The organism is Microbacterium sp. UFMG61 (assembly GCF_015354505.1).
In the GTDB taxonomy this organism is placed as follows: domain Bacteria; phylum Actinomycetota; class Actinomycetes; order Actinomycetales; family Microbacteriaceae; genus Microbacterium.
On the sequence record NZ_JACAFP010000007.1, the window covers coordinates 24766 to 46145 of the forward strand.

23 protein-coding genes and 2 pseudogenes are annotated in these 21380 nt (G+C 67.9%); 9 read left to right on the forward strand and 16 right to left on the reverse strand.

Features of this window, described 5'->3' with window-relative positions; all coding sequences use genetic code 11:
• Positions 1-10 precede the first annotated feature (10 nt).
• The 6 genes from IXW21_RS09735 (at position 11) to IXW21_RS09760 (ending at position 5971) form a co-directional block, all read left to right on the forward strand.
• The gene (locus IXW21_RS09735; protein WP_194764072.1) at positions 11-931 is read left to right on the forward strand and encodes an alpha/beta fold hydrolase; all 921 of its coding nucleotides are present in this window, start codon (positions 11-13) and stop codon (positions 929-931) included.
• A 92-nt stretch (positions 932-1023) separates the two neighbouring features.
• The gene (locus tag IXW21_RS09740) at positions 1024-2538 is read left to right on the forward strand and encodes an ABC transporter substrate-binding protein (protein ID WP_194764073.1); all 1515 of its coding nucleotides are present in this window, start codon (positions 1024-1026) and stop codon (positions 2536-2538) included.
• A gap of 16 nt (positions 2539-2554) precedes the next feature.
• The gene (locus IXW21_RS09745) at positions 2555-3505 is read left to right on the forward strand and encodes an ABC transporter permease (protein ID WP_194764074.1); all 951 of its coding nucleotides are present in this window, start codon (positions 2555-2557) and stop codon (positions 3503-3505) included.
• A complete protein-coding gene (locus IXW21_RS09750; protein WP_194764075.1) occupies positions 3505-4371 on the forward strand; it encodes an ABC transporter permease in 867 nt (288 codons plus the stop codon). Before IXW21_RS09745 ends, IXW21_RS09750 begins: the two co-directional genes overlap by 1 nt.
• Positions 4368-5180: an ABC transporter ATP-binding protein gene (locus IXW21_RS09755; RefSeq protein ID WP_194764076.1), complete on the forward strand. Its 813-nt coding sequence runs from the start codon at positions 4368-4370 to the stop codon at positions 5178-5180. Before IXW21_RS09750 ends, IXW21_RS09755 begins: the two co-directional genes overlap by 4 nt.
• Positions 5177-5971: an ABC transporter ATP-binding protein gene (locus tag IXW21_RS09760; protein WP_194764077.1), complete on the forward strand. Its 795-nt coding sequence runs from the start codon at positions 5177-5179 to the stop codon at positions 5969-5971. Before IXW21_RS09755 ends, IXW21_RS09760 begins: the two co-directional genes overlap by 4 nt.
• Positions 5972-6010: 39 nt before the next feature.
• Here the strand turns inward: IXW21_RS09760 and IXW21_RS09765 are convergent, their stop codons facing one another.
• From IXW21_RS09765 to IXW21_RS09775, 3 genes are read right to left on the reverse strand one after another with little or no spacing between them, the layout of a single operon-like run.
• Positions 6011-6628, reverse strand: a complete 618-nt coding sequence (locus IXW21_RS09765; protein WP_194764078.1) for a GNAT family N-acetyltransferase — start codon at positions 6626-6628, stop codon at positions 6011-6013.
• Positions 6629-6632: 4 nt separating this feature from the next.
• Positions 6633-7343: a uracil-DNA glycosylase gene (locus IXW21_RS09770; protein ID WP_194764079.1), complete on the reverse strand. Its 711-nt coding sequence runs from the start codon at positions 7341-7343 to the stop codon at positions 6633-6635.
• A 3-nt stretch (positions 7344-7346) separates the two neighbouring features.
• The gene (locus IXW21_RS09775; RefSeq protein ID WP_194764080.1) at positions 7347-8129 is read right to left on the reverse strand and encodes an SDR family oxidoreductase; all 783 of its coding nucleotides are present in this window, start codon (positions 8127-8129) and stop codon (positions 7347-7349) included.
• 169 nt (positions 8130-8298) lie between these two features.
• Here IXW21_RS09775 and IXW21_RS09780 point away from each other — a divergent pair, with 169 nt between their 5' ends.
• On the forward strand, positions 8299-9621 hold the full coding sequence (locus IXW21_RS09780) for a bifunctional o-acetylhomoserine/o-acetylserine sulfhydrylase (RefSeq protein ID WP_194764081.1): 1323 nt from the start codon (positions 8299-8301) through the stop codon (positions 9619-9621).
• A gap of 119 nt (positions 9622-9740) precedes the next feature.
• A complete protein-coding gene (gene metX / locus IXW21_RS09785; protein ID WP_194764082.1) occupies positions 9741-10949 on the forward strand; it encodes a homoserine O-acetyltransferase MetX in 1209 nt (402 codons plus the stop codon).
• Positions 10950-10958: 9 nt separating this feature from the next.
• Here metX and IXW21_RS09790 read toward each other — a convergent pair whose 3' ends face one another.
• The 12 genes and pseudogenes from IXW21_RS09790 to rpsB all read right to left on the reverse strand — a co-directional run bounded on the left by IXW21_RS09790 (position 10959) and on the right by rpsB (position 19518).
• The gene (locus IXW21_RS09790; RefSeq protein WP_228528400.1) at positions 10959-11621 is read right to left on the reverse strand and encodes an NUDIX domain-containing protein; all 663 of its coding nucleotides are present in this window, start codon (positions 11619-11621) and stop codon (positions 10959-10961) included.
• Positions 11510-12457 (reverse strand): annotated as a pseudogene (locus tag IXW21_RS09795) (IS481 family transposase); the annotation flags it as partial. The gene IXW21_RS09790 and the pseudogene IXW21_RS09795, both read right to left, overlap by 112 nt.
• A 95-nt stretch (positions 12458-12552) precedes the next feature.
• Positions 12553-12756: pseudogene (locus IXW21_RS09800) on the reverse strand (helix-turn-helix domain-containing protein); the annotation flags it as partial.
• Between the two features lie 94 nt (positions 12757-12850).
• Positions 12851-13564, reverse strand: a complete 714-nt coding sequence (locus IXW21_RS09805; protein ID WP_194764308.1) for an alpha/beta hydrolase — start codon at positions 13562-13564, stop codon at positions 12851-12853.
• Positions 13565-13566: 2 nt separating this feature from the next.
• On the reverse strand, positions 13567-13854 hold the full coding sequence (locus IXW21_RS09810; RefSeq protein ID WP_194764083.1) for a hypothetical protein: 288 nt from the start codon (positions 13852-13854) through the stop codon (positions 13567-13569).
• A gap of 9 nt (positions 13855-13863) precedes the next feature.
• Positions 13864-14529, reverse strand: a complete 666-nt coding sequence (locus IXW21_RS09815) for a transglycosylase SLT domain-containing protein (RefSeq protein WP_228528387.1) — start codon at positions 14527-14529, stop codon at positions 13864-13866.
• 65 nt (positions 14530-14594) lie between these two features.
• Positions 14595-15179 carry a DivIVA domain-containing protein gene (locus IXW21_RS09820; RefSeq protein WP_194764084.1) on the reverse strand — a complete coding sequence of 195 codons (585 nt, stop codon included), beginning with the start codon at positions 15177-15179 and terminating at the stop codon, positions 14595-14597.
• Positions 15179-16318, reverse strand: coding sequence for a phosphatidate cytidylyltransferase (locus IXW21_RS09825; RefSeq protein ID WP_194764085.1), 1140 nt, complete (start codon positions 16316-16318; stop codon positions 15179-15181). Before IXW21_RS09825 ends, IXW21_RS09820 begins: the two co-directional genes overlap by 1 nt.
• Positions 16319-16323: 5 nt before the next feature.
• Positions 16324-16878 (reverse strand): ribosome recycling factor, encoded by a 555-nt coding sequence (gene frr / locus IXW21_RS09830; protein WP_194764086.1) that lies wholly within the window; start codon positions 16876-16878, stop codon positions 16324-16326.
• Positions 16879-16944: 66 nt separating this feature from the next.
• Positions 16945-17661 carry a UMP kinase gene (gene pyrH, locus IXW21_RS09835; RefSeq protein ID WP_194764087.1) on the reverse strand — a complete coding sequence of 239 codons (717 nt, stop codon included), beginning with the start codon at positions 17659-17661 and terminating at the stop codon, positions 16945-16947.
• 90 nt (positions 17662-17751) lie between these two features.
• On the reverse strand, positions 17752-18579 hold the full coding sequence (gene tsf / locus IXW21_RS09840; RefSeq protein ID WP_194764088.1) for a translation elongation factor Ts: 828 nt from the start codon (positions 18577-18579) through the stop codon (positions 17752-17754).
• A gap of 42 nt (positions 18580-18621) precedes the next feature.
• A complete protein-coding gene (gene rpsB / locus IXW21_RS09845; RefSeq protein WP_194764089.1) occupies positions 18622-19518 on the reverse strand; it encodes a 30S ribosomal protein S2 in 897 nt (298 codons plus the stop codon).
• Positions 19519-19859: 341 nt separating this feature from the next.
• Between rpsB and IXW21_RS09850 the strand changes: the two genes are divergently transcribed.
• A complete protein-coding gene (locus tag IXW21_RS09850) occupies positions 19860-20363 on the forward strand; it encodes a murein hydrolase activator EnvC family protein (RefSeq protein ID WP_194764090.1) in 504 nt (167 codons plus the stop codon).
• Between the two features lie 94 nt (positions 20364-20457).
• Here IXW21_RS09850 and IXW21_RS09855 read toward each other — a convergent pair whose 3' ends face one another.
• The gene (locus IXW21_RS09855) at positions 20458-21360 is read right to left on the reverse strand and encodes a tyrosine-type recombinase/integrase (RefSeq protein ID WP_194764091.1); all 903 of its coding nucleotides are present in this window, start codon (positions 21358-21360) and stop codon (positions 20458-20460) included.
• Between the last annotated feature and the right edge of the window lie 20 nt (positions 21361-21380).

Consider the following 21380-nt stretch of genomic DNA (forward strand, 5'->3'; position numbering starts at 1 on the left):
AGAGCAGAATATGCAGGTGGCGATCGACATCTCCGAGTTCAGCTATCTACCCGCGCAGGCCGAGCGACTGGGTGCGACCCCTCCCCCTGCCGAACGCGTGTCGCACCGCCTTCCGGACGGGCGCCTGCTCAGCGCGATCCGCTACGGCACCGGAGCACCGCGCATCACGCTCCTGCACGGTGCTGGCCTCAATGCCCACACGTGGGACACCACGGTCCTCGCCCTCGGCCTGCCCGTGCTCGCGGTCGACCTCGCCGGTCACGGAGACTCATCGTGGAGAGACGACGCGGACTACGCACCCCGCACCCTCGCGGTCGACGTGGCGGATGCGCTGGACGAATGGACGGATGCGCCTCAGCTGATCGTCGGCCAGTCCCTCGGCGGCCTGACCGGAGCTGCGCTCGCCGCTCGCCGTCCCGACCTCGTCGCAGCGCTCGTCGTCGTCGACATCACTCCCGGGATCGACACCTCCGCGGGCCCCGCCGCGCTGCGCGAGTTCTACGCGGGCCCGACGGACTTCGGGACACGTGACGAGCTCGTGGACCGCGCGATGTCGCTGGGGTTCGGCGGCACGCGACCCGAGACCGAGCGCGGTGTCTTCCTGAACACGCGCGTGCGCTCTGACGGCCGGATCGAGTGGAAGCACCATTTCGCGCACCTCGCGGCGCAGACGCTCGCCGCGCACGACGCCGGCGACGTCGCAGCGCCTTCACCGCTGAGTTCGGCCGGGTGGGAGGATCTGGCGAAGACGTCCGCTCCGCTGACCCTGGTGCAGGCTCAACGAGGCTTCGTCACCGCCGACGACGCGAAGGAGTTCGCGCGCCGGCTCCCCCACGCCGACGTCATCAGCGTCGACGCGACGCACAACGTGCAGGAGACCGCTCCGGTCGAGCTGTCCGCGCTGATCGCCGCATCGGCATCGGCATTGTGACGATTCGTTCCGGATCCGCGCTCCCCTGCTCAGTCCTTCCCTAGGCTCGATCCAACGGCACACAGCATCTGCCGCACCGAGAGGAAACCTCCATGTTCCGACGCACGCGACGTCTCGCGCTGATCTCCACGATCGCGGCGAGCGCCGTCATCCTCAGCGCCTGCACCGGCACCGCCGAGCCCGAGGCCACGGCCCCGGTCGGCGATCCCGATCCCGACGCCACGCTCCAGGTGGGGCTCGTGCTCGAGCCGACCAACCTCGACATCCGCCGCACGAGTGGCGCGGCACTCGAGCAGATCCTGATCGACAACATCTACGAGGGGCTGGTCACTCGCGACGAGGCGAACGAGATCGTCCCGCGCCTCGCGAGCGACTACGAGGTCTCCCCCGACGGGCTGACCTACACGTTCACGCTGAACGAGGGCATCACGTTCCACAGCGGTACGCCGCTCACCTCGGCCGACGTGGTCTCGTCCTACGAGGCCGTCCGCACGGATACCACGTTGCAGGGCAACGCCGAGTTCGCGTCCGTCGCCTCGATCACCGCGCCCGACCCGGCGACCGTGCAGATCGTGCTGACCGCTCCCAACCAGAACTTCCTGTTCTCGCTCACCGGGCCCGCCGGGCTCGTGTTCCAGACCGGTGACACCACCGATCTGAAGACCGCCGAGAACGGCACCGGCCCGTTCACACTGAGCCGCTGGAGCAAGGGCAGCGCGATCACGTTCGCACGGAACGACGGTTACTGGGGTGAGCCGGCCGGAGTCGCCGAGGTCGAATTCCAGTACATCCCCGACTTCTCGGCAGGAGTGAACGCCGCACTCGACGGCGGGGTCCAGGTCCTCACCGCCGTCGATCCCAACCTGGCACCGCAACTCGAGGATTCGTTCACACTCACGACGGGCCGCACGACCGACAAGGCCACGCTCGCTTTCAACAACGCCAAGGCGCCGCTCGACGATGTCCGCGTGCGGGAGGCGCTGCGGCTCGCGATCGATCACGAGGCGCTCGTCGAGGCGGTCGGCGCGGGCACGACCCTCTACGGCCCGATCCCGGAGCTCGACCCCGGCTACGAAGACCTCTCCGACGTGATCTCCTACGACCCCGAGAAGGCGAAGGAGCTTCTCGCCGAAGCCGGCCAGGAAGACCTGGAGCTGACGCTCACGATCCCCACCTTCTACGGGACCACGGTGCCGAAGGTGCTCATCTCTGACTTCCAGAAGGTCGGCGTGACGCTGAAGGTCGACTCTGTGGAGTTCCCGGCCTGGCTCGAAGACGTCTACACGAACCACGACTACGACCTGAGCTTCGTGCTCCACGTCGAGCCGCGCGACTTCGGCAACTTCGCCGACCCCGAGTACTACTTCGGATACGACAACGCCGACGTCCAGGCCCTGTATGCAGAAGCGCTCGCGGAGGTCGACCCCGACGCCTCGGCAGATCTGCTGGCGGAGGCCGCCCGCATCGTATCCGAGGACCACGCCGCCGACTGGCTGTACAACGGTGCGACGATCACCGCGGTGAGCCCGCTCGTCTCCGGATTCCCCGAGGACTCGATCAACTCACGCATCGACCTCGCCGGCGTCACCGTCGCCGTGGAGAAGTGACGGCGATCCACTCCTCGTGATCCGCTACGTGCTCGTCCGAGGAGCCCTGCTGGTCGCAGGGCTCCTCGTGTCGAGCCTGCTCATCTTCCTGACGCTCCGCGTCTTCCCCGGTGACGTCGCGCAGTTGATCGCCGGAACACAGGCCTCCCCCGCAGAGGTGCAGGCGCTGCGCGAATCCCTCGGACTCGATCGGCCGCTGCCCGCGCAGTATCTGGACTGGATGGGCGGCCTCCTGCGCGGAGATCTGGGCACCTCGCTGCTGTCGGGAGCATCCGTGGGCGAAGAACTCCTGCTCAAGGCCCAGGTGACCGTGCCGCTAGGCATCATGTCGCTCGTGATCGCCGTGCTGATCGCCGTGCCGTTCGGCATCCTCGCCGCCGTGCAGCGCGGTCGCCGCGGAGGCACCGCACTGAGCGTCGGCGCTCAGACCCTCGCGGCCGTGCCCGTGGTGTGGGCGGGAATGATGCTGATCGTCGTGTTCTCGGTGTGGCTCGGCTGGCTCCCGCCCCAGGGATTCCCCCGTACGGGCTGGAGCACACCGGGCAAGGCCATCGAGTCGCTGCTGCTGCCGGCGCTCACCATCGGGATCGTCGAGGGCGCCATGCTCATGCGGTTCGTCCGGAGTGCCACGCTGCAGGCGGCCGGCCAGGACTTCGTCCGGACGGCTGCCGCGAAAGGGCTGACCAGGAACCGTGCACTGATCTCCCACGGCATCCCGGCCGTCGGGCTCTCGATCATCACGGTGCTGGGTCTTCAGGTGGCGGGCATCATCGTGGGATCGGTCGTGATCGAGCAGCTCTTCACTCTTCCCGGCATCGGTCGCATGCTGATCGCCGACGTCGGCACGCGCGACCTCGTCAAGGTGCAGAGCGAACTGCTCGTGCTCACGGGCTTCGTCCTGATCGTCGGGTTCCTGGTCGATCTGCTCCATCGCACGATCGACCCACGACAGAGGGAGTCGTCTTGATGCCCCGCTGGTTTCGTCGTCTCTGGCAGACCCCCACAGGCCGCTTCGGGGTGATCGTGGTCGCGATCGTCGCCGCCACGGCACTCGTCTCCCTGTTCTGGACCCCGTTCGACCCCCAGTACTCCGACGTCCGTGCCCGGTGGTCCGCACCGGGATGGCCCCATCTGCTGGGCACCGACGACACCGGTCGCGACATCCTGAGCGTCCTCATGGCGGGCGCCAGGACGACCGTCTTCGTCAGCGTGGGAGCCGGTGTCATCGCGACTCTCGTGGGCATCGCGCTGTCCGCGCTCGGGGCGCTCACAGCCCGGTGGATGCGCGAGACCGTGGCGGTGCTCGTCGACATCCTCATCGCCTTCCCCGTGCTGATCATCGCGATGATGATCTCCTCGGTCTGGGGCGGCTCACTCTGGGTCGTGATCTGGTCGGTCGGCATCGGGTTCGGCGTCAACATCGCCCGCGTCACCCGCCCCGAGCTCCGCCGCGTGCAGCAGAGCGATTTCGTCGTGGCGGCCCGAGCATCCGGACTCACGAGCAGCCAGAGCCTGATCCGGCATCTGCTGCCGAACGTCGCCCCCGTGTTCATCGTGCAGCTCTCGTGGTCGATGGCCGTCGCGGTGCTCGCCGAGGCCGGACTCTCCTACCTCGGATTCGGCGCCTCCGTGGTCGAGCCGAGCTGGGGTCTACTCCTGTCCGACCTGCAGCGCTACATCGGAGTGCACCCCCTCTCGGTCATCTGGCCGGGCCTCGCGATCACGGTCACCGTGCTCGCCCTCAATCTGCTCGGAGACGGGCTGCGAGAGGCGACCGACCCGACGCTGCAGCACCGCGCCGCCGAGACCCACACCCCGGCGGTGGTCGCATGACCCGCCAGGCACCGGCCGACGGCCTCGAGGTGAGCGATCTGGTCGTCGAGATCGACGGGCGACGCGTGGTCGACGGCGTGTCCTTCGACGTTCCCGACGGCAGTCGTCTCGGCCTCATCGGAGAATCCGGATCGGGCAAGTCGCTCACCGCACTCGCTGTCCTCGGCCTCCTTCCCGACGGGGCCCGCGCCTCGGGGAGCATCCGCTGGAAGGGCACCGAGCTCATCGGACTCCCCGACCGCGAGCTCGCGCGACTCCGGGGAGACGAGATCGGCATCGTCTTCCAGGAGCCGCGCACCGCTTTGAACCCGATCCGCACGGTGGGCAGGCAGATCGCCGAGTCGATCCGGATCCACGAGGGCATCGGCCGACGCGAGGCCCGGGCGCGCGCCGTTCAGGAGGCGGGACGGGTGCGCCTGCCCGATCCCGAATCCATCGCCGACCGCTACCCGCATCAGCTCTCCGGCGGTCAGCGACAGCGAGTGGCGATCGCGATGGCCCTCGCCTGCCGACCGCGCCTGCTCATCGCGGACGAGCCCACCACCGCGCTCGACGTCACGATCCAAGCCGAGATCCTCTCGCTGATGCTGCGTCTGGTCGAGGAGGAGGGGATGTCCCTCGTGTTCATCACCCACGACCTCGCCGTCCTGTCGCAGGTGGCCACGGACGGCGTCGTCCTCGAGAACGGGCGGGTCGTCGAGCACGCGCCCGTGAGCACCCTTCTGAGCGCGCCCGCGTCACCCATCACCCAGGGTCTCCTGCGCGACGCCACCGCCACGCTCTGGCGACCGCAGGGAGACGCACGATGAGTCTGCTGGAGGCGCGCGGACTCAGCCGCGACTTCGTCGTGCCGAAGAGATCGGTCTTCGAGCGCACGCGGACACAGACCGCTCTCGCACCCACCGACCTCGACGTCGTCGAGGGATCGTCCGTGGGGATCATCGGCGAGTCGGGATCGGGCAAGTCCACACTCATCCGCCTGCTGCTCGGCCTCGACCGGCCGACAGCCGGTCACGTCACCGTCGATGGACGGCGCGTTCATGCCTCAGCCCCCGCACGGTCGCTGCACTGGCTGCGCCGTCAGACGGGCCTGGTCTTCCAGGATCCCTATGCATCGCTGGATCCGCGCATGACCGCCGCGCAGATCATCGGCGAACCGCTGTGGGCACTCGGCATCGACGGCGATCATGCCTCCCGCGTGCGCGAGGTGCTCGCACAGGTCGGGCTCGAGCCGGAGATGGGCGACCGCTACCCGCACGAGTTCTCGGGTGGCCAGCGCCAGCGCATCGCCCTCGCTCGGGCCATCGTGCACCGCCCGCGCATCCTGGTCGGAGACGAGCCGCTGTCCGCTCTCGACGTGACGGTGCGTGCCCAGATCCTCGAACTGCTCATCGAGCTGCGGCGCACGACCGACCTCACCCTCGTGCTGGTGTCTCACGACATCGGGGTGGTCCAGAACCTGTGCGACGCGGTGGTGGTGATGAAGGACGGGAGCATCGTCGAGCGCGGAGCCATGACCGACGTGCTGCTGCACCCGACGCAGGACTACACGAAGACGCTTCTGGCGGCCATCCCGGTGATACCCGGCTCCGAGACCTGACCCGGGCGCCACAGCCCAGCTCGGGGCACGCGGATGGGGTCAGCGCCCGGAGACCGCGCCGAACAGCCGTCGCCGTCGAGCCGGACGCAATGCCCGGCGCATGTACACCGTGCCGAGGTCACGGCCGAACTTGTGGCCGACTCGGCCCATGCGACCCGCCTCGACGAAACCCAGCTTGGCGTGCAGACGGATCGATGCCTCGGCCTTGGTGTCGCTGATCACGGCGACCATCTCCCTGATGCCCAGCTGCTCGCACCCGTCGATCAGCGCCTGCAGCAGCGCGACGCCGAGCCCCTTCCCGCCGGCACCCGGGCCCAGGTAGATCGAGTCCTCGACGGTGAACCGGTAGGCGTTCTTGCCGGCCCACGGCTGCGCGAGCGCGTAGCCGATCACCACGCCGGTCGGCGAGACGGCGACGAGGAACGGCAGATCGAGCTTGTTCAGCAGGGCGAACTTCTCCCGCCAGTACGGGATGCTGCTGCGACGTTCGTCGAGCGTGACCACCGAGTTGCTCACGAAATGGTTGTAGATCTCGCGGATGTGCGGAAGATCGGCCGACCTGGCCGCGCGGATCGTGTACGAGAAGACCTCGGGAGCCGATTGCGGGCGCAGATGGCGCGGCAGAACCCGGCGGCGATCACCGGGCTCGAACTGCATGCGATCAGCTTACGGGCAGCTCCCCGTCGACGCGCCAGTCCACGGGGGCCTCTCCGAGCTCTTCCAGAAGCGTGTTGACCCGAGAGAACGGGCGCGAACCGAAGAACCCCCGACTCGCCGACAGGGGCGACGGATGCGCCGAGGCGATGACGGGGGTCGACCCGAGCATCGGCTGCAGCTTCGCGGCGTCTCTGCCCCAGAGGACGGCGACGAGAGGCTGGTCGCGCGCGATGAGGGCTCGGATCGCGAGCTCGGTGACGGTCTCCCACCCCCAACCCCGGTGCGATCCCGCCTCCCCGGGGCGAACGGTCAGCACCCTGTTGAGGAGGAGCACACCCTGGTCGCTCCAGGCCGTGAGGTCGCCATGCGACGCCGGCGGGATGCCGAGGTCGCTCTCCCGCTCGCGATAGATGTTCGCGAGGCTGCGAGGAAGCGGCCGGACCGCGCGATCGACCGCGAAGGACAGACCGATCGGGTGTCCCGGAGTCGGATACGGATCCTGGCCGGTGATCAGCACGCGGACCTCGGAGAGCGGTCGTCGGAAAGCGCGGAGCACCTGCTCACCCGTCGGCAGGTAGCCGCGACCCTCCGCCTGCTCCGCGCGGAGCCGCTCACCCAGTCCGCTGATGACATCCTGCGCCGGGGCGAGGGCGTCCGCCCATCCCCGGTCGATCTCCCCCGCCTCAGCGAGCTCGACCAGCGTGCGCGAGGTCACCGCTCAGTCGACCGGGCGTACACGCAGCGGACCGCGCGCGAGCAGATGGTTCGCAGACTGGGCGACCGGGCGCATCGTGACGAGGTCGAGGTTCACGTGACCGGGCGCATCCAGCGCATAGGCGATCACATCGGCGACGTCTTCGGCGAGCAGCGGCGCCTCGACGCCCGAGTACACGACCTCGGCTGCGACCGTGTCGCCGCCCAGGCGGTTGAGGGTGAACTCCTCGGTGTGCACGAGTCCCGGCGCGATCTCCGAGACGCGGATCGGCTCGCCGTTGAGCTCGAGGCGCAGTGCGTGCACGAGCATCGACTGCGCGGCCTTCGCGGCGTTGTATCCCCCGCCGCCCGCATACGCCACCTGCGCCGCGGTCGATGTCACGAAGAGCGTGTCCGCATGTCCGTCCTGCGAGGCTGCCAGGCGCAGCAGCGGCAGCAGTCCCGCGACCAGGCGCTGACTCGACAGCACGTTCGCGTCGTACATCCACTGCCAGTCATCGATGGATCCGTCTTCGACGCGGTCCGTTCCGCGTGCCCCGCCCGCGACCTGCACGAGAGCGTGCACCGGTCCGGAGGCTCGGAGCTCGTCGACGAGCGCGGCGACCGAGTCCGAATCCGTGAGGTCGCATGCGACGGTCGACGCTCCGGTCTCGGCCGACAGCGCGGCGAGGCGGTCGGCCCGGCGTGCGACGCCGACGACCTCCCACCCGCGAGATCTCAACGCGCGAACCGTCGCCTCCCCGATCCCCGAGCTCGCACCTGTCACCACTGCACGCCTGATAGCCATGGCTCCACCGTACGACCTCCGCGCACGATGGCGGCCGTCACGCGCGGGAAGGCGGGCCGTGTTCATTACGTCACATTTCCCACTCACTGTTGACAGACCCCGATGTTCCGTACTGTCGCTTGCAACGACATCAGTCGAATCGACCTTCCAACAGTTCCAGGGGGAACACATGTCCGCACCCGAGACCTGGCGTTTCGAGACCAAGCAGATCCACTCCGGCGCTGCTCCCGACCCCGTGACCAAGGCCCGCGCCACGCCGATCTACCAGACGACGTCGTACGTGTTCGACAGCGCGGACCACGCGGCGAACCTCTTCGCGCTGGCCGAGTTCGGCAACATCTACACCCGGATCCAGAACCCGACCCAGGATGTCCTCGAGCAGCGCCTCGCAGCGCTCGAGGGGGGCACCGGCGCCCTCGTCCTCTCGAGCGGCCAGGCCGCGTCGACGTTCGCAGTGCTCAACATCGCTCAGGCGGGTGACCACATCGTGTCGTCGAGCTCGATCTACGGCGGCACGTACAACCTGTTCAAGTACACGCTCGCGAAGCTCGGCATCGAGGTCACGTTCGTCGAGAACCAGGACGACCCTGAAGAGTGGCGCCGCGCTGTCCGCCCCAACACGAAGCTCTTCTTCGCCGAGACCATCGGCAACCCGCAGATCAACATCCTCGACATCCGCACGGTCGCCGACGTGGCCCACGAGGGCGGCGTGCCGCTGATCGTCGACAACACGATCGCGACCCCGTACCTGATCCGCCCGTTCGAGCACGGTGCCGACGTCGTCGTGCACTCCGTCACCAAGTTCCTCGGCGGCCACGGCACCACCATCGGCGGTGCGATCATCGACGGCGGCACGTTCGAGTGGTCGAAGAACGTCGAGCGGTTCCCCGGTCTCACCGAGCCCGACCCCTCGTACCACGGCGCCAGCTACACCGCCGCCGTCGGAGACCCGCTCGCGTACATCATCAAGGCTCGCGTGCAGCTGCTCCGCGACCTCGGATCCGCCATCGCACCGCAGAGCGCCTGGAACCTCATCCAGGGCATCGAGACGCTGTCGCTGCGCATCGAGCGCCACGTGCAGAACGCTCAGGAGATCGCCGAGTGGCTCGACGGCCGCGACGACGTCGCCTCGGTCAACTACTCCGGCCTGCCGTCCTCACCGTGGTACGCAAAGGCCAACCAGTACGCCCCCAAGGGCGTCGGCGCCGTGCTGTCGTTCGAACTGAAGGGCGGCGTGGAGGCCGGACGCGAGTTCGTCAACAGCCTGTCGCTGTTCAGCCACCTCGCCAACATCGGCGACGTGCGCTCGCTCGTCATCCACCCCGCATCGACCACGCATGCGCAGCTCACGCCCGAGCAGCAGCTCACCGCCGGCGTCACACCCGGCCTCGTGCGTCTGTCGGTCGGCATCGAGAACATCGACGACCTGAAGGCTGACCTCGATGAGGCCCTCGCCGCAGCACGCCGCGTCTCGGAGGCGGCTCGCGCCTGATCCGCGACCCTGCACGTAGAGATGCCCCGGACCGGAGTCCGGGGCATCTCTGCGTGCAGGCGGCACTCCGAGACGTAACCTTCGGCCGAGGCGTCACCGACCACGCGAGAATGGGTGTCATGGACTGGCAGACGACTTCCGAGGACACGGTGCCCTCGGCACCCGTGACGGAGGCCGACGTCCGGCTGCTCCGTGCGCGACCACCGGCGACGGGCGCATGGCAAGACGGCGATCCCGCCGGAGACCGTCGCTTCGCCACTTTCGGCGCTTTCCGCACCGAGAGCGGGGCGGAGCTGCCGAGCATCCGTCTCGCCTTCGAGACCTGGGGCGAGCTGAACGAGTCCCGCGACAACGCGATCCTCGTGCTCCACGCGCTCACCGGTGACAGCCATGTGAGCGGCAGCGCCGGTGCCGGCCACCCGACGGCGGGATGGTGGGAGGACATCACAGGCCCCGGAGCGCCGCTGGACACCGATCGCTGGTTCGTGATCGCTCCGAACATGCTGGGCGGATGCCAGGGGTCGACCGGTCCGGCGAGCATCGCCCCGTCCGGGTACGAGTGGGGCTCGCGCTTCCCCTACCTGACGATCCGCGATCAGGTCGCCGCGCAGGTGCGCCTCGCCGACGCCCTCGGCATCGACGCCTGGGCGGCCGTGATCGGCGGGTCCATGGGAGGCATGCATGCCCTGGAGTGGGCGATCTCACATCCCCAGCGCGTCGAACGGCTCGCCGTGCTCTCGTCGCCGCCGGTCACCACGGCCGACCAGATCGCGCTGAACACCGTGCAGCTCGGGACCATCCGCATGGACCCGCGCTTCCAGGGCGGCGACTACTACGATCTCGCCGACGGCGACGGGCCGCATCGAGGCCTCGCGCTGGCGCGTCGCATGGCTCTGCTGAACTACCGCAGTCCGATCGAACTGAACCAGCGATTTCAGCGCTCGTGGCAGTCCGACGTCTCGCCACTCGGACACGGCGGGCGCTTCGCCGTCGAGTCGTACCTCGATTTCCACGGCAACAAGTTCACTCGCCGGTTCGACGCCAACAGCTATGTCACACTCGTCGAGGCGATGAACTCGCACGATGTCGGGCGCGACCGGGGCGGCGTCGAAGAGGCGTTGCGCTCCGTGTCGGCGACCACTCTCGTGCTGGGCATCGACAGCGATCGGCTGTTCCCCGTGGATGGACAGCATCGGATCGCTCGGAGCATCCCGAACACCCTCGACGGACCGGAAGCCGTCGTGCTCACCAGCGACTTCGGTCACGACGGATTCCTGATCGAGACGGAGGCCGTCGGAGCGCATCTGCGCAGGCTGCTCGCCGCCTAGTCCTTGCGACTACCCCGTCCGGTCGATGTCGACGAGGCGCCAGGGCAGGGCCCCCGTCTCCAGCCGCAGCGATCCCCAGGCGAAGACGGTGCCAGCCTCGGTCCGCTCGATCCGCGTCGCGAACATCTCGGCTGTACCGGCGGCGTCCAACGCATCGCGGGCACTCGCGAATCGGCTCAACCCGTGCAGCGTCATCCACGTGGGCGGATAGAGCATCCACTCCCCTGCGGCATGGCGGCGCAGAGCCTCGGAAGGGGTGACCCAGGCCACGTCCGCGACCTCGCCCGGCGAAGGCGACAACGGCGCGTCGGGCGCCTCCGCGAGGAAGAACCACGTGCGGATGCGCACGGGTGCCTCGCGCGGCGGCTGCCAGCGAGACAGCGCGGGCATCGGTCCGGTGATCGACAGGCCGACCTCCTCCGAGGTCTCGCGCGCGCCTGCGCGGCGCGCATCGTCCTGCTCATCCGCACCGGGAGATCTGTCGCCGGTCTCGACCTTGCCGCCGGGGAACACCCATGCTGCCGCGAACGATCCGCGGTCCTGTACTGACCTCGACCGTTGTTGATTCGGTCGATAGGGGTCTTGCCTCCGATGCCGAGGTGGGTTCTGTCTAGGTTGTAGTGGTCGAGCCAGGCCGTCAATGCTGCTCGGCGGTCGTCGTTGGAGGTCCAGGGTCGGGCGTAGGCCCATTCGGCGGCGAGGGTGCGGTTCAAGCGCTCGACTTTCCCGTTCGTCCAGGGGCAGTGCGGGCGGATGAACTTCTGCGTGATGCCGTGCGCGTCGATTACGTCTCGAAACGCGGTCGAGTGCCGGTAGGCGAACGCGTTGTCGCTGATCACTCGCTCGACGGTCACGCCGAGGCGGGCGTAGAACGCGATGGCACGCTCGAGGACACCGGCGGCGGTGGCGCCCTTTTCGTCGTCGTGGATCTCTGCGTAGGCGAGTCGGGAGTGATCGTCGATCACGGTGTGGATGTAGTCGTAACCGATCCCGCGGCCGCGGACCTTCTCGCTGCGCCCGTGCGCCCGCCACCCACCACCGTCAGGGATTCGACCGAGCTTCTTCACGTCGACATGGATCAACGAGCCGGGATGGTCGTGTTCATACCGACGCGCAGAACGACGCGTCGCGCGGATCACGGTCCCGGTCACCGGGTCGATCTCGCGCAGCAGCGGGGTGTGATGCCGACGTAGCACTCGACCGACGGTCGAGGCCTGCATCCCGAGCTTGCTCGCGATGAACACCGGGCCGCGACGGGTGAGGTGCCGCATGATCCGCACCCGCGTCTCGCGGCACGGTTTCGTCCGCGCAGGATGGGACCTGGCGACACTGGACCGGTCCACCAGCCCCGCGGGGCCGGACTCGCGGAACCTGCGCCACCACCGCCACGCCGTCGTGCGCGAGATACCCATCTCCGCCGCCACATGCGCGACGGCACGACCGGACTGGATGCGCTGAACCATGATCAACCTGCCGGCCGGAGTCAGCCGGGCATTAGCGTGGGACACGAGAAGCCTCCGTGTGATCGAGCTGCAGAACTAGACAGCTCCAACTCGACACCGGAGGCTTCTCCTACGTCAACAACGATCTGGGTCAGTACANTCCGCGCAGGATGGGACCTGGCGACACTGGACCGGTCCACCAGCCCCGCGGGGCCGGACTCGCGGAACCTGCGCCACCACCGCCACGCCGTCGTGCGCGAGATACCCATCTCCGCCGCCACATGCGCGACGGCACGACCGGACTGGATGCGCTGAACCATGATCAACCTGCCGGCCGGAGTCAGCCGGGCATTAGCGTGGGACACGAGAAGCCTCCGTGTGATCGAGCTGCAGAACTAGACAGCTCCAACTCGACACCGGAGGCTTCTCCTACGTCAACAACGATCTGGGTCAGTACATCTAGCCCGCGGGCCACGTGGTGGGAAGCGGAAGCGCTGCGGGATTGACGGCTGCGACGATCTCGGTCAGCACGCGACGCGTCTGCGACTCCCCCACCCACAGGTGCTTGCCCCCATCGACGGCGATGAGCGTCGCATGCGGCACCGATGCGAATCGGGCGCGGGCTTCATCCGGGCGCAGGTAGTCGTCGAGTTCCGGCACGAGGATGACGACCTTCACTCCTGTGTCCGCCCATGCGGCGACCTCGGCGTCCGTCGCACGGTGCAGCGGAGGAGACAGAAGGATGATCCCCTCGATCTCGTGCTCGCGCCCGTACTTCAGGGCGAGTTCCGTGCCGAACGACCATCCGAGAAGCCAGGGACGCGGGAGAGCGCGCTCTCGCACGAAGTCCATCGCCGCCGCGACATCGAACTGCTCGGCTGCTCCCCCGTCGAACTGACCCTCACTCTTCCCGCGGGGTGAGCTCGTACCGCGCGTGTTGAACCGGAGTACGGCGAGGTCGGCGATCGCGGGCAGCCGTGCGGCGGCTTTGCGGAGGATGTGGGAGTCCATGAAACCCCCGGCGGTGGGCAGGGGATGCAGAGTCACGAGCGTCGCGACCGGGTCGGTCGACTCCGGTACGGCGAGCTCTCCCACGAGCCTGAGCTCGTCGGCGGTGACCAGTTCGATGTCCTCGCGCTGCGCGGGCAGTTCGAGCGGTCCACGGATCTCGATCGTCACGCCATCCTCCAACAGTGTGTGTGCCAGTGTCTGCGCGCTGCCAGATCGGCGGCATCGCCGAGGACTCCGTCCGCACGCCAGGCGACGAGGTGCGCGGTTCCGGGCTCGATCATGCGACTGCAGCCCGGGCAGCTGTACTCCTTCTGGGCCTGCACGGCCGACACCGGCTGTACGGTCCATTCCGCCCCGCGACGCACCTCGGTGCGCTTCCAGGACGCGAGAAGACGGTCGAGCGAGTCCTCGGAGTCAGGGCGCGTCTGACGGCGGCGATGTGAGCGGGGCATGACCGCCGCTCACCACCAGTGGTTCTTCGTCCAGAAGGCGTGCGCGCCAGCCCAGCTGCCGTATCGCCCTGTGGCGTATCCGGTCGCCCAGCGGAGGTTGTCGATCGGGTCGTAGCCGTTGCCGGGGACCTTGCTGCATGGCAGCGCCTGCACGAGGCCGCATGCTCCGGACGACTTGTTCGTCGCATTCGGATTCCAGCCGCTCTCACGCGACACGATGTAATCGACGTAGCCCCAGTCGCCCTCCGCAATGCCTGCGGCAGACATCCACTCTGCGGGTGCGCCACCGCCCGTGTAGAACAGCGGCCCTCCCCCGCCACCGCCGCCACCGCTCGGTGACGAGGGCGACTTCTCGGTGGGAGTCGGAGTCGGAGTCGGAGTCGGCGTCACGTAGACGGTGAACATCCCACGCTGCACAGGGGCGATAGCAGCGCCGCCTGACGTGACGGTGAGATTCTGCGTGTCGGCGAGAGCGACCGAGTAGGCAGATTCCGGCGACGCCTGGTCCGGCTGCTGCGCGAGTGCGACTCCCGTGGGAGCGACCATGGCGCCCGCGAAGCCGATCACGGCCAAGGCGCTGACCACGCCGGCGACCCCGCGCTTCCGAGTTCCCTTGCGCGCCGAATTCGCCGGCGCTGGGCGCACCGGCGCCACATCTTCTCGCTTGTGAGTCATGTCGTCTCGGGAGTTCACGATAGAGGGAGTCTACCGGGTGAGCGGCAGATCGACCACGGGAACGTTCAGCGAACGGCCAGGATCACGTCGACCGTGGCGTCGAGCAGGGCGTCGACCTGCTCCTCGCGGTATCCACCCCGCTGCATGCGGAAAGCCGCAGAGCGGAGCTGTTCTGCGGTGAGCGGCTCTCCGTCTCGGAGGTACCGCACGATTCGACCGGCCACGTGATCGACCTCGTCGATTCGGTACCCGAACGTGAGGACCTGGGAACGGGCGAACAGGTGGCGTTGCGGGCGAGCGAGATGATCGAGGATGAGTTGCGCATCGCCCCGCGCCTGGTCGACCCAGACTCCGGCCCCGCGGGACCGCACAGCCTGGTCGCGCTCACGAGCGGCCAACGCGTCTTCGACCCGGCCGAGTGCAGCGTCGACCTCGGCCACGACATACCCGCCCCTCACGAGCGGGAAAGAGGCCACCCTGACGTCGGCGGCGGTCAACTCACCGTCGGAGTCCTCGAACGCGGCTCGCGCTGCGGCGAGGAAGGTGTCGACGGCCGCCTGGTGATACCCCTTCTCACGTCCGGTCGTCAGCGAGAAGGCAGGAGCCGTGCGCGCGGCTCCTGCTCCGGTCGAAGCGTCGTCGGGAGTCATCACAGCACCGTCCAGGAGGAGAAGAGGAAGTACAGGCACAGCGCGGGAACCGTCGAGGGCAGGATGCTGTCCAGCCGATCGAGAAGACCGCCGTGACCGGGAAGCCACGAGCTCATGTCCTTGATGCCGAGATCGCGCTTGAGCATCGACTCGCCGAGGTCGCCCAGCGTCGCCGACAGGAGGATCGCGACTCCGAAGATCGCGCCGATCCACCAGGGAAGGCCGAGGAGGAAGATCGCCAGCAGAACGCCGGCCGTGATCGACCCGACCACAGCGCCCCCGAACCCCTCCCAGGTCTTCTTGGGGCTGATCCGAGGAGCCATCGGGTGACGGCCGAATGCGAGCCCCGCAGCGTACGCGCCGGTGTCGGCGACGACGGCGATCGCGATGAAGCTCAGGACCCACCACTGTCCGCCCTCCTGCTTGAGCAGGATCAGAGCGACCGCAGCGAGGAACGGGACATAGATCTGGACGAAGCCTGCGACGACCGCATCTGTGAGCACATCACCGTACGTACGGCCGTCCTTGGTGATCATCTGCGCGACGAGACGCCAGACGATCACGAAGGCCACGGCGATGAACAGCATGACCCACACGAGCCATACCTCGACGAAGAACGCCGTGAGTACGACCAGAGCAGCCGCTGCGAGCTGCGGGCCCACGTCGACCCGACGACCCGAGGTACGCAGAGCGAGAGCAAGCTCGTAGACACCGAGAAGCGCCGCCGCGAGAGCGAACGGAACGAAGAGGACCTTGATGAACAGCAGCGAGGCCAGCAGCGCGCCTCCGAAGGCCAGGCCGATCAAGATCGCGAGCACCAGATCGCGCCCGGTCCGCTCCTTGATGCGCTCGTTCGCCTGATCGAACTGATCACGCGCGTTGGACACATGACTGCCGAGTTCGTCGCGCGCCAACCGCCACTGCTCGCGGATCGCCGCGTGGTCGGCGAGGTCGATCGATGCGAGAGGTCCCCTGCCGTCGCGAGGGGGCACCGGCGGACGCGGCGGCACACTCGCTGCGTCGAATGCCTGGTAGGCCCCGTCCTCGAGGGGCACACCGCCGGTCGACGCCGACGAATCGCGCGCGTGACGGCGCGTGGGGGGCTGGTCGGCACCAGCACCGGTGGGTTCGTCGGACATCCGGCCTACACCTCGAGCAGTTCAGCCTCTTTGCGCTTGAGTGCGTCGTCGATCAGGTCGACGTGCTGGCGCGTGAGTGCGTCGAGTTCCTTCTCGCCGCGGGCGATCTCGTCTTCGCCCACATCATTCTTCAGTGCATCGAGTTCGTCCTTCGCCTTGCGGCGGATGCCACGGACGTGGACCTTCGCATCCTCGCCCTTCGCCTTGACGAGCTTCACGTACTCCTTGCGGCGGTCGGCGGTGAGCTCGGGCATGGTCACGCGCACGATGTTGCCGTCGTTCGTCGGGTTCGCACCGAGGTTCGGCATGTCGCGGACGGCCTGCTCGATCGCTTTGAGCGCCGACTTGTCGTACGGGGTGATCAGCAGCGACCGAGCCTCGGGGTTCGCGAGCGATGCGAGCTGGGCGAGAGGCGTCGGCGTCCCGTAGTAGTCGACGAGCAGCTTCTGGAACAGCTGCGGGTTCGCCCGCCCCGTGCGCACGGTGGAGAAGTCCTCCTTGGCGGCATCGACCGCTCGGGCCATACGGGAGGTGGTTTCTGCGAGGACATCCGCGATCACGGTGACTCCTATCGTCGGGGTGTGAGGAAATTCTATCGGCCAGGACCCGTGAGCCCGGTCAGGCGCTCAGGCGGTGACGAGAGTTCCGATGGGCTCACCGAGCAGCGCACGGGTGACGTTGCCGGCCGGCTCCATTCCGAACACCCGCATGTCCATGTTGTTGTCCATGCACAGGCTGAACGCCGTCGAATCCACGACCTTGAGCCCCTGCTGAAGCGCGTCGCGATACGTGACGCGCTCGATGCGCTCCGCATCCGCATGCTTGTTCGGGTCAGCCGTATAGATCGCGTCCACGCCGTTCTTCGCCACGAGGACTTCCTGTGCGCCGATCTCGAGGGCGCGCTGCGCGGCGACCGTGTCGGTCGAGAAGTACGGAAGACCTGCGCCGGCCCCGAAGATCACGACCCGCCCCTTCTCCATGTGACGCTCCGCGCGCAGCGGGATGTAGGGCTCTGCGACCTGGGTCATCGAGATGGCGGACTGCACGCGAGTCGGTGCTCCGGCCTGCTCGAGGAAGTCCTGAAGCGCGAGCGCATTCATGACGGTTCCGAGCATGCCCATGTAATCGGCCCGGCCGCGATCCATGCCGCGCTGGCTGAGTTCGGCGCCGCGGAAGAAGTTGCCGCCACCGACGACGATGGCGATCTCGACGCGGTCGACCGCTGCGGCGATGTCGCGCGCGATCTGGCTGACGACGTCGGGGTTGACGCCGAGCTGGCCGGCGCCGAACGCCTCGCCGGAGAGCTTCAGAAGGACGCGTCGGCGTCCGGTGCGTTCGGTCATGGGTGTTGTCCTCTCGTCCCACTCAAGATAGTGCCTTCTGGGCATGAAGAAGGGGTTCGGACCCTGCGGATCCGAACCCCTTCGACGATGTTACGCGCCGACCTTGAAGCGCGCGAAGTCCGTCACGGTGATACCGGCGTTCTTCGCCACCTGGGCGACAGAGAGCTTGTTGTCCTTCGCGTAGTCCTGCTCGAGCAGTGCGACCTGCTTGATGAACGCGGAGACACGGCCCTCGACGATCTTGGGCAGAGCCGCCTCCGGCTTGCCCTCGTTACGGGAGATCTCGGTGACGATCTCGCGTTCCTTTTCCACGGCCTCAGCCGGGACGTCCTCACGGGACAGGTACGACGGGTTCGCGAACGAGATGTGCTGGGCGATGCTGCGAGCGGTCTCGGCGTCGTCACCCGAGTAGGCGACGACGACACCGATCTGCGGCGGCAGGTCCTTGCTCGTGCGGTGCAGGTAGACCTCGACCTTGTCGCCCGAGATCGTGCGCACGCGACGCAGTTCGACCTTCTCGCCGATGATCGCGGCCTCTTCGGAGATGACCTGCTCGACGCTCTTGTCGCCGGCCTGAGCGGCAAGACCGCTCTCGACCGAGTCGGCCTTGACGGCCGCGACCGCGTCGGCGACCTTGTCGGCCAGCGCGATGAAGCGGTCGTTCTTGGCGACGAAGTCCGTCTCGCAGGCGAGCTCGATGAGCGTCACAGCGCCATCCTGCTCGCGAGCGACGATGAGTCCCTCGCTGGTCGAACGGTCGGCGCGCTTCGCGTTGCCCTTGGCACCCTTGAGACGCAGGATCTCGGTGGCCTTCTCGACGTCTCCGTCAGCCTCCTCGAGCGCCTTCTTGGTGTCGACCATTCCCGTGCCGAGCTGCTCACGCAGCGCCTTGAGGTCAGCGATGGTGAAGTTGGCCATGTGTGGTGGCTCCTTGCTTCGTGATGTGTGGTGGTCGCGGAATTACTTGGCGTCTGCCTCAGCGGGGGCCTCAGCGGCCTCGGCTGCGGGAGCCTCGTCGGTCTCGGCCGGAGCCTCAGCAACGGCGTCCTCGGCCGGAGCCTCAGCAGCGGCGTCCTCGGCCGGAGCCTCAGCAGCGGCCTCAGCGGGAGCCTCGAGAAGCTCCTTCTCCCAGTCGGCGAGCGGCTCAGCGTCGCCCGTCTCGGGGTTGTGCTTCTGCTGCAGACCCTCGGCCGCAGCGTCCGCGATGATACGGGTGAGCAGCGAGACCGATCGGATCGCGTCGTCGTTGCCGGGGATCGGGTACTGGAAGTCGTCCGGGTCGGCGTTCGTGTCGAGGATTCCGATCACGGGGATGCCGAGCTTCTTGGCCTCATCGATCGCGAGGTGCTCGCGCTTGGCGTCGACCACCCAGAGGGCGGACGGCGTCTTGGTGAGGTTGCGGATACCGCCGAGCGACTTGTGGAGCTTGTCGAGCTCGCGCTTCTTGAGCAGCAGCTCCTTCTTGGTGAAGCCCGAGGCAGAAGGGTTCTCGTAGTCGAGCTCCTCGAGCTCCTTCATGCGAGCGAGACGCTTCGCGATGGTGGAGAAGTTGGTGAGGAGTCCACCGAGCCAGCGCTGGTTGACATAGGGCTGGCCGACGCGAGTCGCCTGCTCGGCGAGGATCTCCTGCGCCTGCTTCTTCGTGCCCACGAAGAGGATGGTGCCGCCGTGCGCGACGGTCTCCTTGACGAAGTCATAGGCCTTGTCGATGTAGCCGAGCGACTGCTGGAGGTCGATGATGTGGATGCCGCTGCGCTCGGTGAGGATGAAGCGCTTGACCTTCGGGTTCCACCGACGGGTCTGGTGTCCGAAGTGCACACCGCTGTCGAGCAGCTGGCGGATGGTGACCACAGCCATGGTCGTCTCCTTGTTCCGGCGCGATTCTGCGCCATTGAGGTTGTCAAGTCGATCGGACGATCGAACTCCCTGGTGCCCGGCGCACGCCCGCCTGTTCGAGAACAGGACCTGTGGGAGTGGATGCCACGACCGAAGTCGCTCTGGGCACGCGTAGTCACCTCGAGATCGAGGTGCTCCTCCAGCATACAGGATCCGGACGCCTGACCCGCTCTGCACCGGCGTTCGGATGGCGAGGATCCTCCCCATCACCGTGGCGGGAACCGAAGACCTCCGTTCGAATCGGGCCCATCATGCAGGATCGATCGATGCACTGCAATCGCCGGCCACGGGCAGCCCGACTCATGATGGTTGCCGCCCTCGCTCTGATCGTCACCTGTTCGCCGAACGCGCACGCCGCATCGCCGACCGCCGACGACGACACGCGCTATCCAGTGTGGGCGTGGCCGCTGCAGGCGCCACGCGACGTAGTCGCACCGTACCGTGCGCCCGCCCACGAATATGCAGCCGGCCATCGCGGCGTCGATCTGGCGGCCGAGATCGGCACCATCGTCCACGCGCCTGCGACCGGGGTCGTGGCGTTTCGCGGCACCGTGGTCGACCGTCCTCTGCTCACGATCGAGCACCCGGGCGGGTTCGTCTCGACGTTCGAGCCTCTCGTGTCGGCGCTGTCGCCCGGTGACCCCGTGTCGGCCGGCGACCCTGTCGGCATCGTCGACCACGGCGGACACGTCGCGGTCGGGACAGTGCACGTCGGCGTGCGTCTCGACGGGGCATATCTGAATCCTCTGCTGCTCTTCGGGCCCGTGCCTCGCGCCGTGCTGCTCCCGTGTTGTGATGCTCTGTGACCGCGAAGCTCTGTGACCGCGAACTTCGGCGGTCGCGTGTGTCCGGCCGGCGAGTGATCACTCGAAGAACCTCTGGACTGTCCGGCGAGGACCCTCAGGCGCGCGGGTGCGCGAGTCGGTACGTGGCTGTGAGCCGCTCCGCCGACACGTGCGTGTAGATCTGCGTCGTGCCGAGACTCGCATGACCGAGGATCTCCTGCACCGCGCGAAGATCCGCGCCTCCGTCGAGGAGATGCGTCGCCGCTGTGTGACGAAGAGCGTGCGGCCCGACGGTCTCGGCACCGACGAACGGCGAGAGCACCTCGGCGACAAGTGTGTACACCGCACGCGACCCGATCCGCGCGCCGCGGGTGCTCAGGAAGAGCGCGCTGGTCGTCGTCGAAGAGCGCGCGAGCAAAGCCGGGCGAGAGCGGGTCAGATAAGCACCGAGCGCCAGCCGCGCAGGCGCCCCGAACGGCACCACGCGCTCCTTGGATCCCTTACCGAGCACCCGGGCGGTGGCGCGATCGAGGTCGAGGTCGTCGACATCGAGCCCGCACAGCTCGGATACACGAATACCTGACCCATAGAGCATCTCGAGCATCCCGTGGTCGCGCATCGCGATCGGATCGCCGGACTCCGTCGCGGCGCGCTGAGCGTCGAGCAAGCCCTTCATCGCTTCCTGGGACGCGACTGTGGGCAGGGTTCGGCCCCGCCTGGGCGCGATGAGCCGAAGACTCGGATCCACATCGATCAGTTCCTGCTCCTGCGCCCAGCTGAAGAAGGACCGTGCCGCCGCCGCCCGACGCGCGAGGGTCGATCGCGCGTCCCCCCGCTGCGTCGCGCGCCACAGCCAGCCGCGGAGGGTCTCGAGATCGACTTCGTCGAGCTGCGCATCGCCGACGACCACACCGAGATCCCGAAGGTCCGAGCGGTATGCCCGAACCGTCGCGGTCGAGAGCCTTCGCACCTTCTCGAGGTGCTCGGCGAACGCACTCGCCGCGACCGAGAACTCCATGGTGACAGCTTGCCTGAGCG

Bases quoted from the DNA above. Each gene is read 5' to 3' on its own strand.
- IXW21_RS09775 (WP_194764080.1), bottom strand. From the start codon at position 8,129: ATGGCTATCAGGCGTGCAGTGGTGACAGGTGCGAGCTCGGGGATCGGG.
- IXW21_RS09820 (WP_194764084.1), bottom strand. From the start codon at position 15,179: ATGACTCCCGACGACGCTTCGACCGGAGCAGGAGCCGCGCGCACGGCT.
- IXW21_RS09815 (WP_228528387.1), bottom strand. From the start codon at position 14,529: ATGACTCACAAGCGAGAAGATGTGGCGCCGGTGCGCCCAGCGCCGGCG.
- IXW21_RS09850 (WP_194764090.1), top strand. From the start codon at position 19,860: ATGATGGTTGCCGCCCTCGCTCTGATCGTCACCTGTTCGCCGAACGCG.
- IXW21_RS09780 (WP_194764081.1), top strand. From the start codon at position 8,299: ATGTCCGCACCCGAGACCTGGCGTTTCGAGACCAAGCAGATCCACTCC.
- IXW21_RS09750 (WP_194764075.1), top strand. From the start codon at position 3,505: ATGCCCCGCTGGTTTCGTCGTCTCTGGCAGACCCCCACAGGCCGCTTC.
- rpsB (WP_194764089.1), bottom strand. From the start codon at position 19,518: ATGGCTGTGGTCACCATCCGCCAGCTGCTCGACAGCGGTGTGCACTTC.
- IXW21_RS09855 (WP_194764091.1), bottom strand. From the start codon at position 21,360: ATGGAGTTCTCGGTCGCGGCGAGTGCGTTCGCCGAGCACCTCGAGAAG.
- IXW21_RS09825 (WP_194764085.1), bottom strand. From the start codon at position 16,318: ATGTCCGACGAACCCACCGGTGCTGGTGCCGACCAGCCCCCCACGCGC.
- tsf (WP_194764088.1), bottom strand. From the start codon at position 18,579: ATGGCCAACTTCACCATCGCTGACCTCAAGGCGCTGCGTGAGCAGCTC.
- IXW21_RS09765 (WP_194764078.1), bottom strand. From the start codon at position 6,628: ATGCAGTTCGAGCCCGGTGATCGCCGCCGGGTTCTGCCGCGCCATCTG.
- metX (WP_194764082.1), top strand. From the start codon at position 9,741: ATGGACTGGCAGACGACTTCCGAGGACACGGTGCCCTCGGCACCCGTG.
- IXW21_RS09735 (WP_194764072.1), top strand. From the start codon at position 11: ATGCAGGTGGCGATCGACATCTCCGAGTTCAGCTATCTACCCGCGCAG.
- IXW21_RS09755 (WP_194764076.1), top strand. From the start codon at position 4,368: ATGACCCGCCAGGCACCGGCCGACGGCCTCGAGGTGAGCGATCTGGTC.
- IXW21_RS09810 (WP_194764083.1), bottom strand. From the start codon at position 13,854: ATGCCCCGCTCACATCGCCGCCGTCAGACGCGCCCTGACTCCGAGGAC.
- pyrH (WP_194764087.1), bottom strand. From the start codon at position 17,661: ATGACCGAACGCACCGGACGCCGACGCGTCCTTCTGAAGCTCTCCGGC.
- IXW21_RS09740 (WP_194764073.1), top strand. From the start codon at position 1,024: ATGTTCCGACGCACGCGACGTCTCGCGCTGATCTCCACGATCGCGGCG.
- IXW21_RS09760 (WP_194764077.1), top strand. From the start codon at position 5,177: ATGAGTCTGCTGGAGGCGCGCGGACTCAGCCGCGACTTCGTCGTGCCG.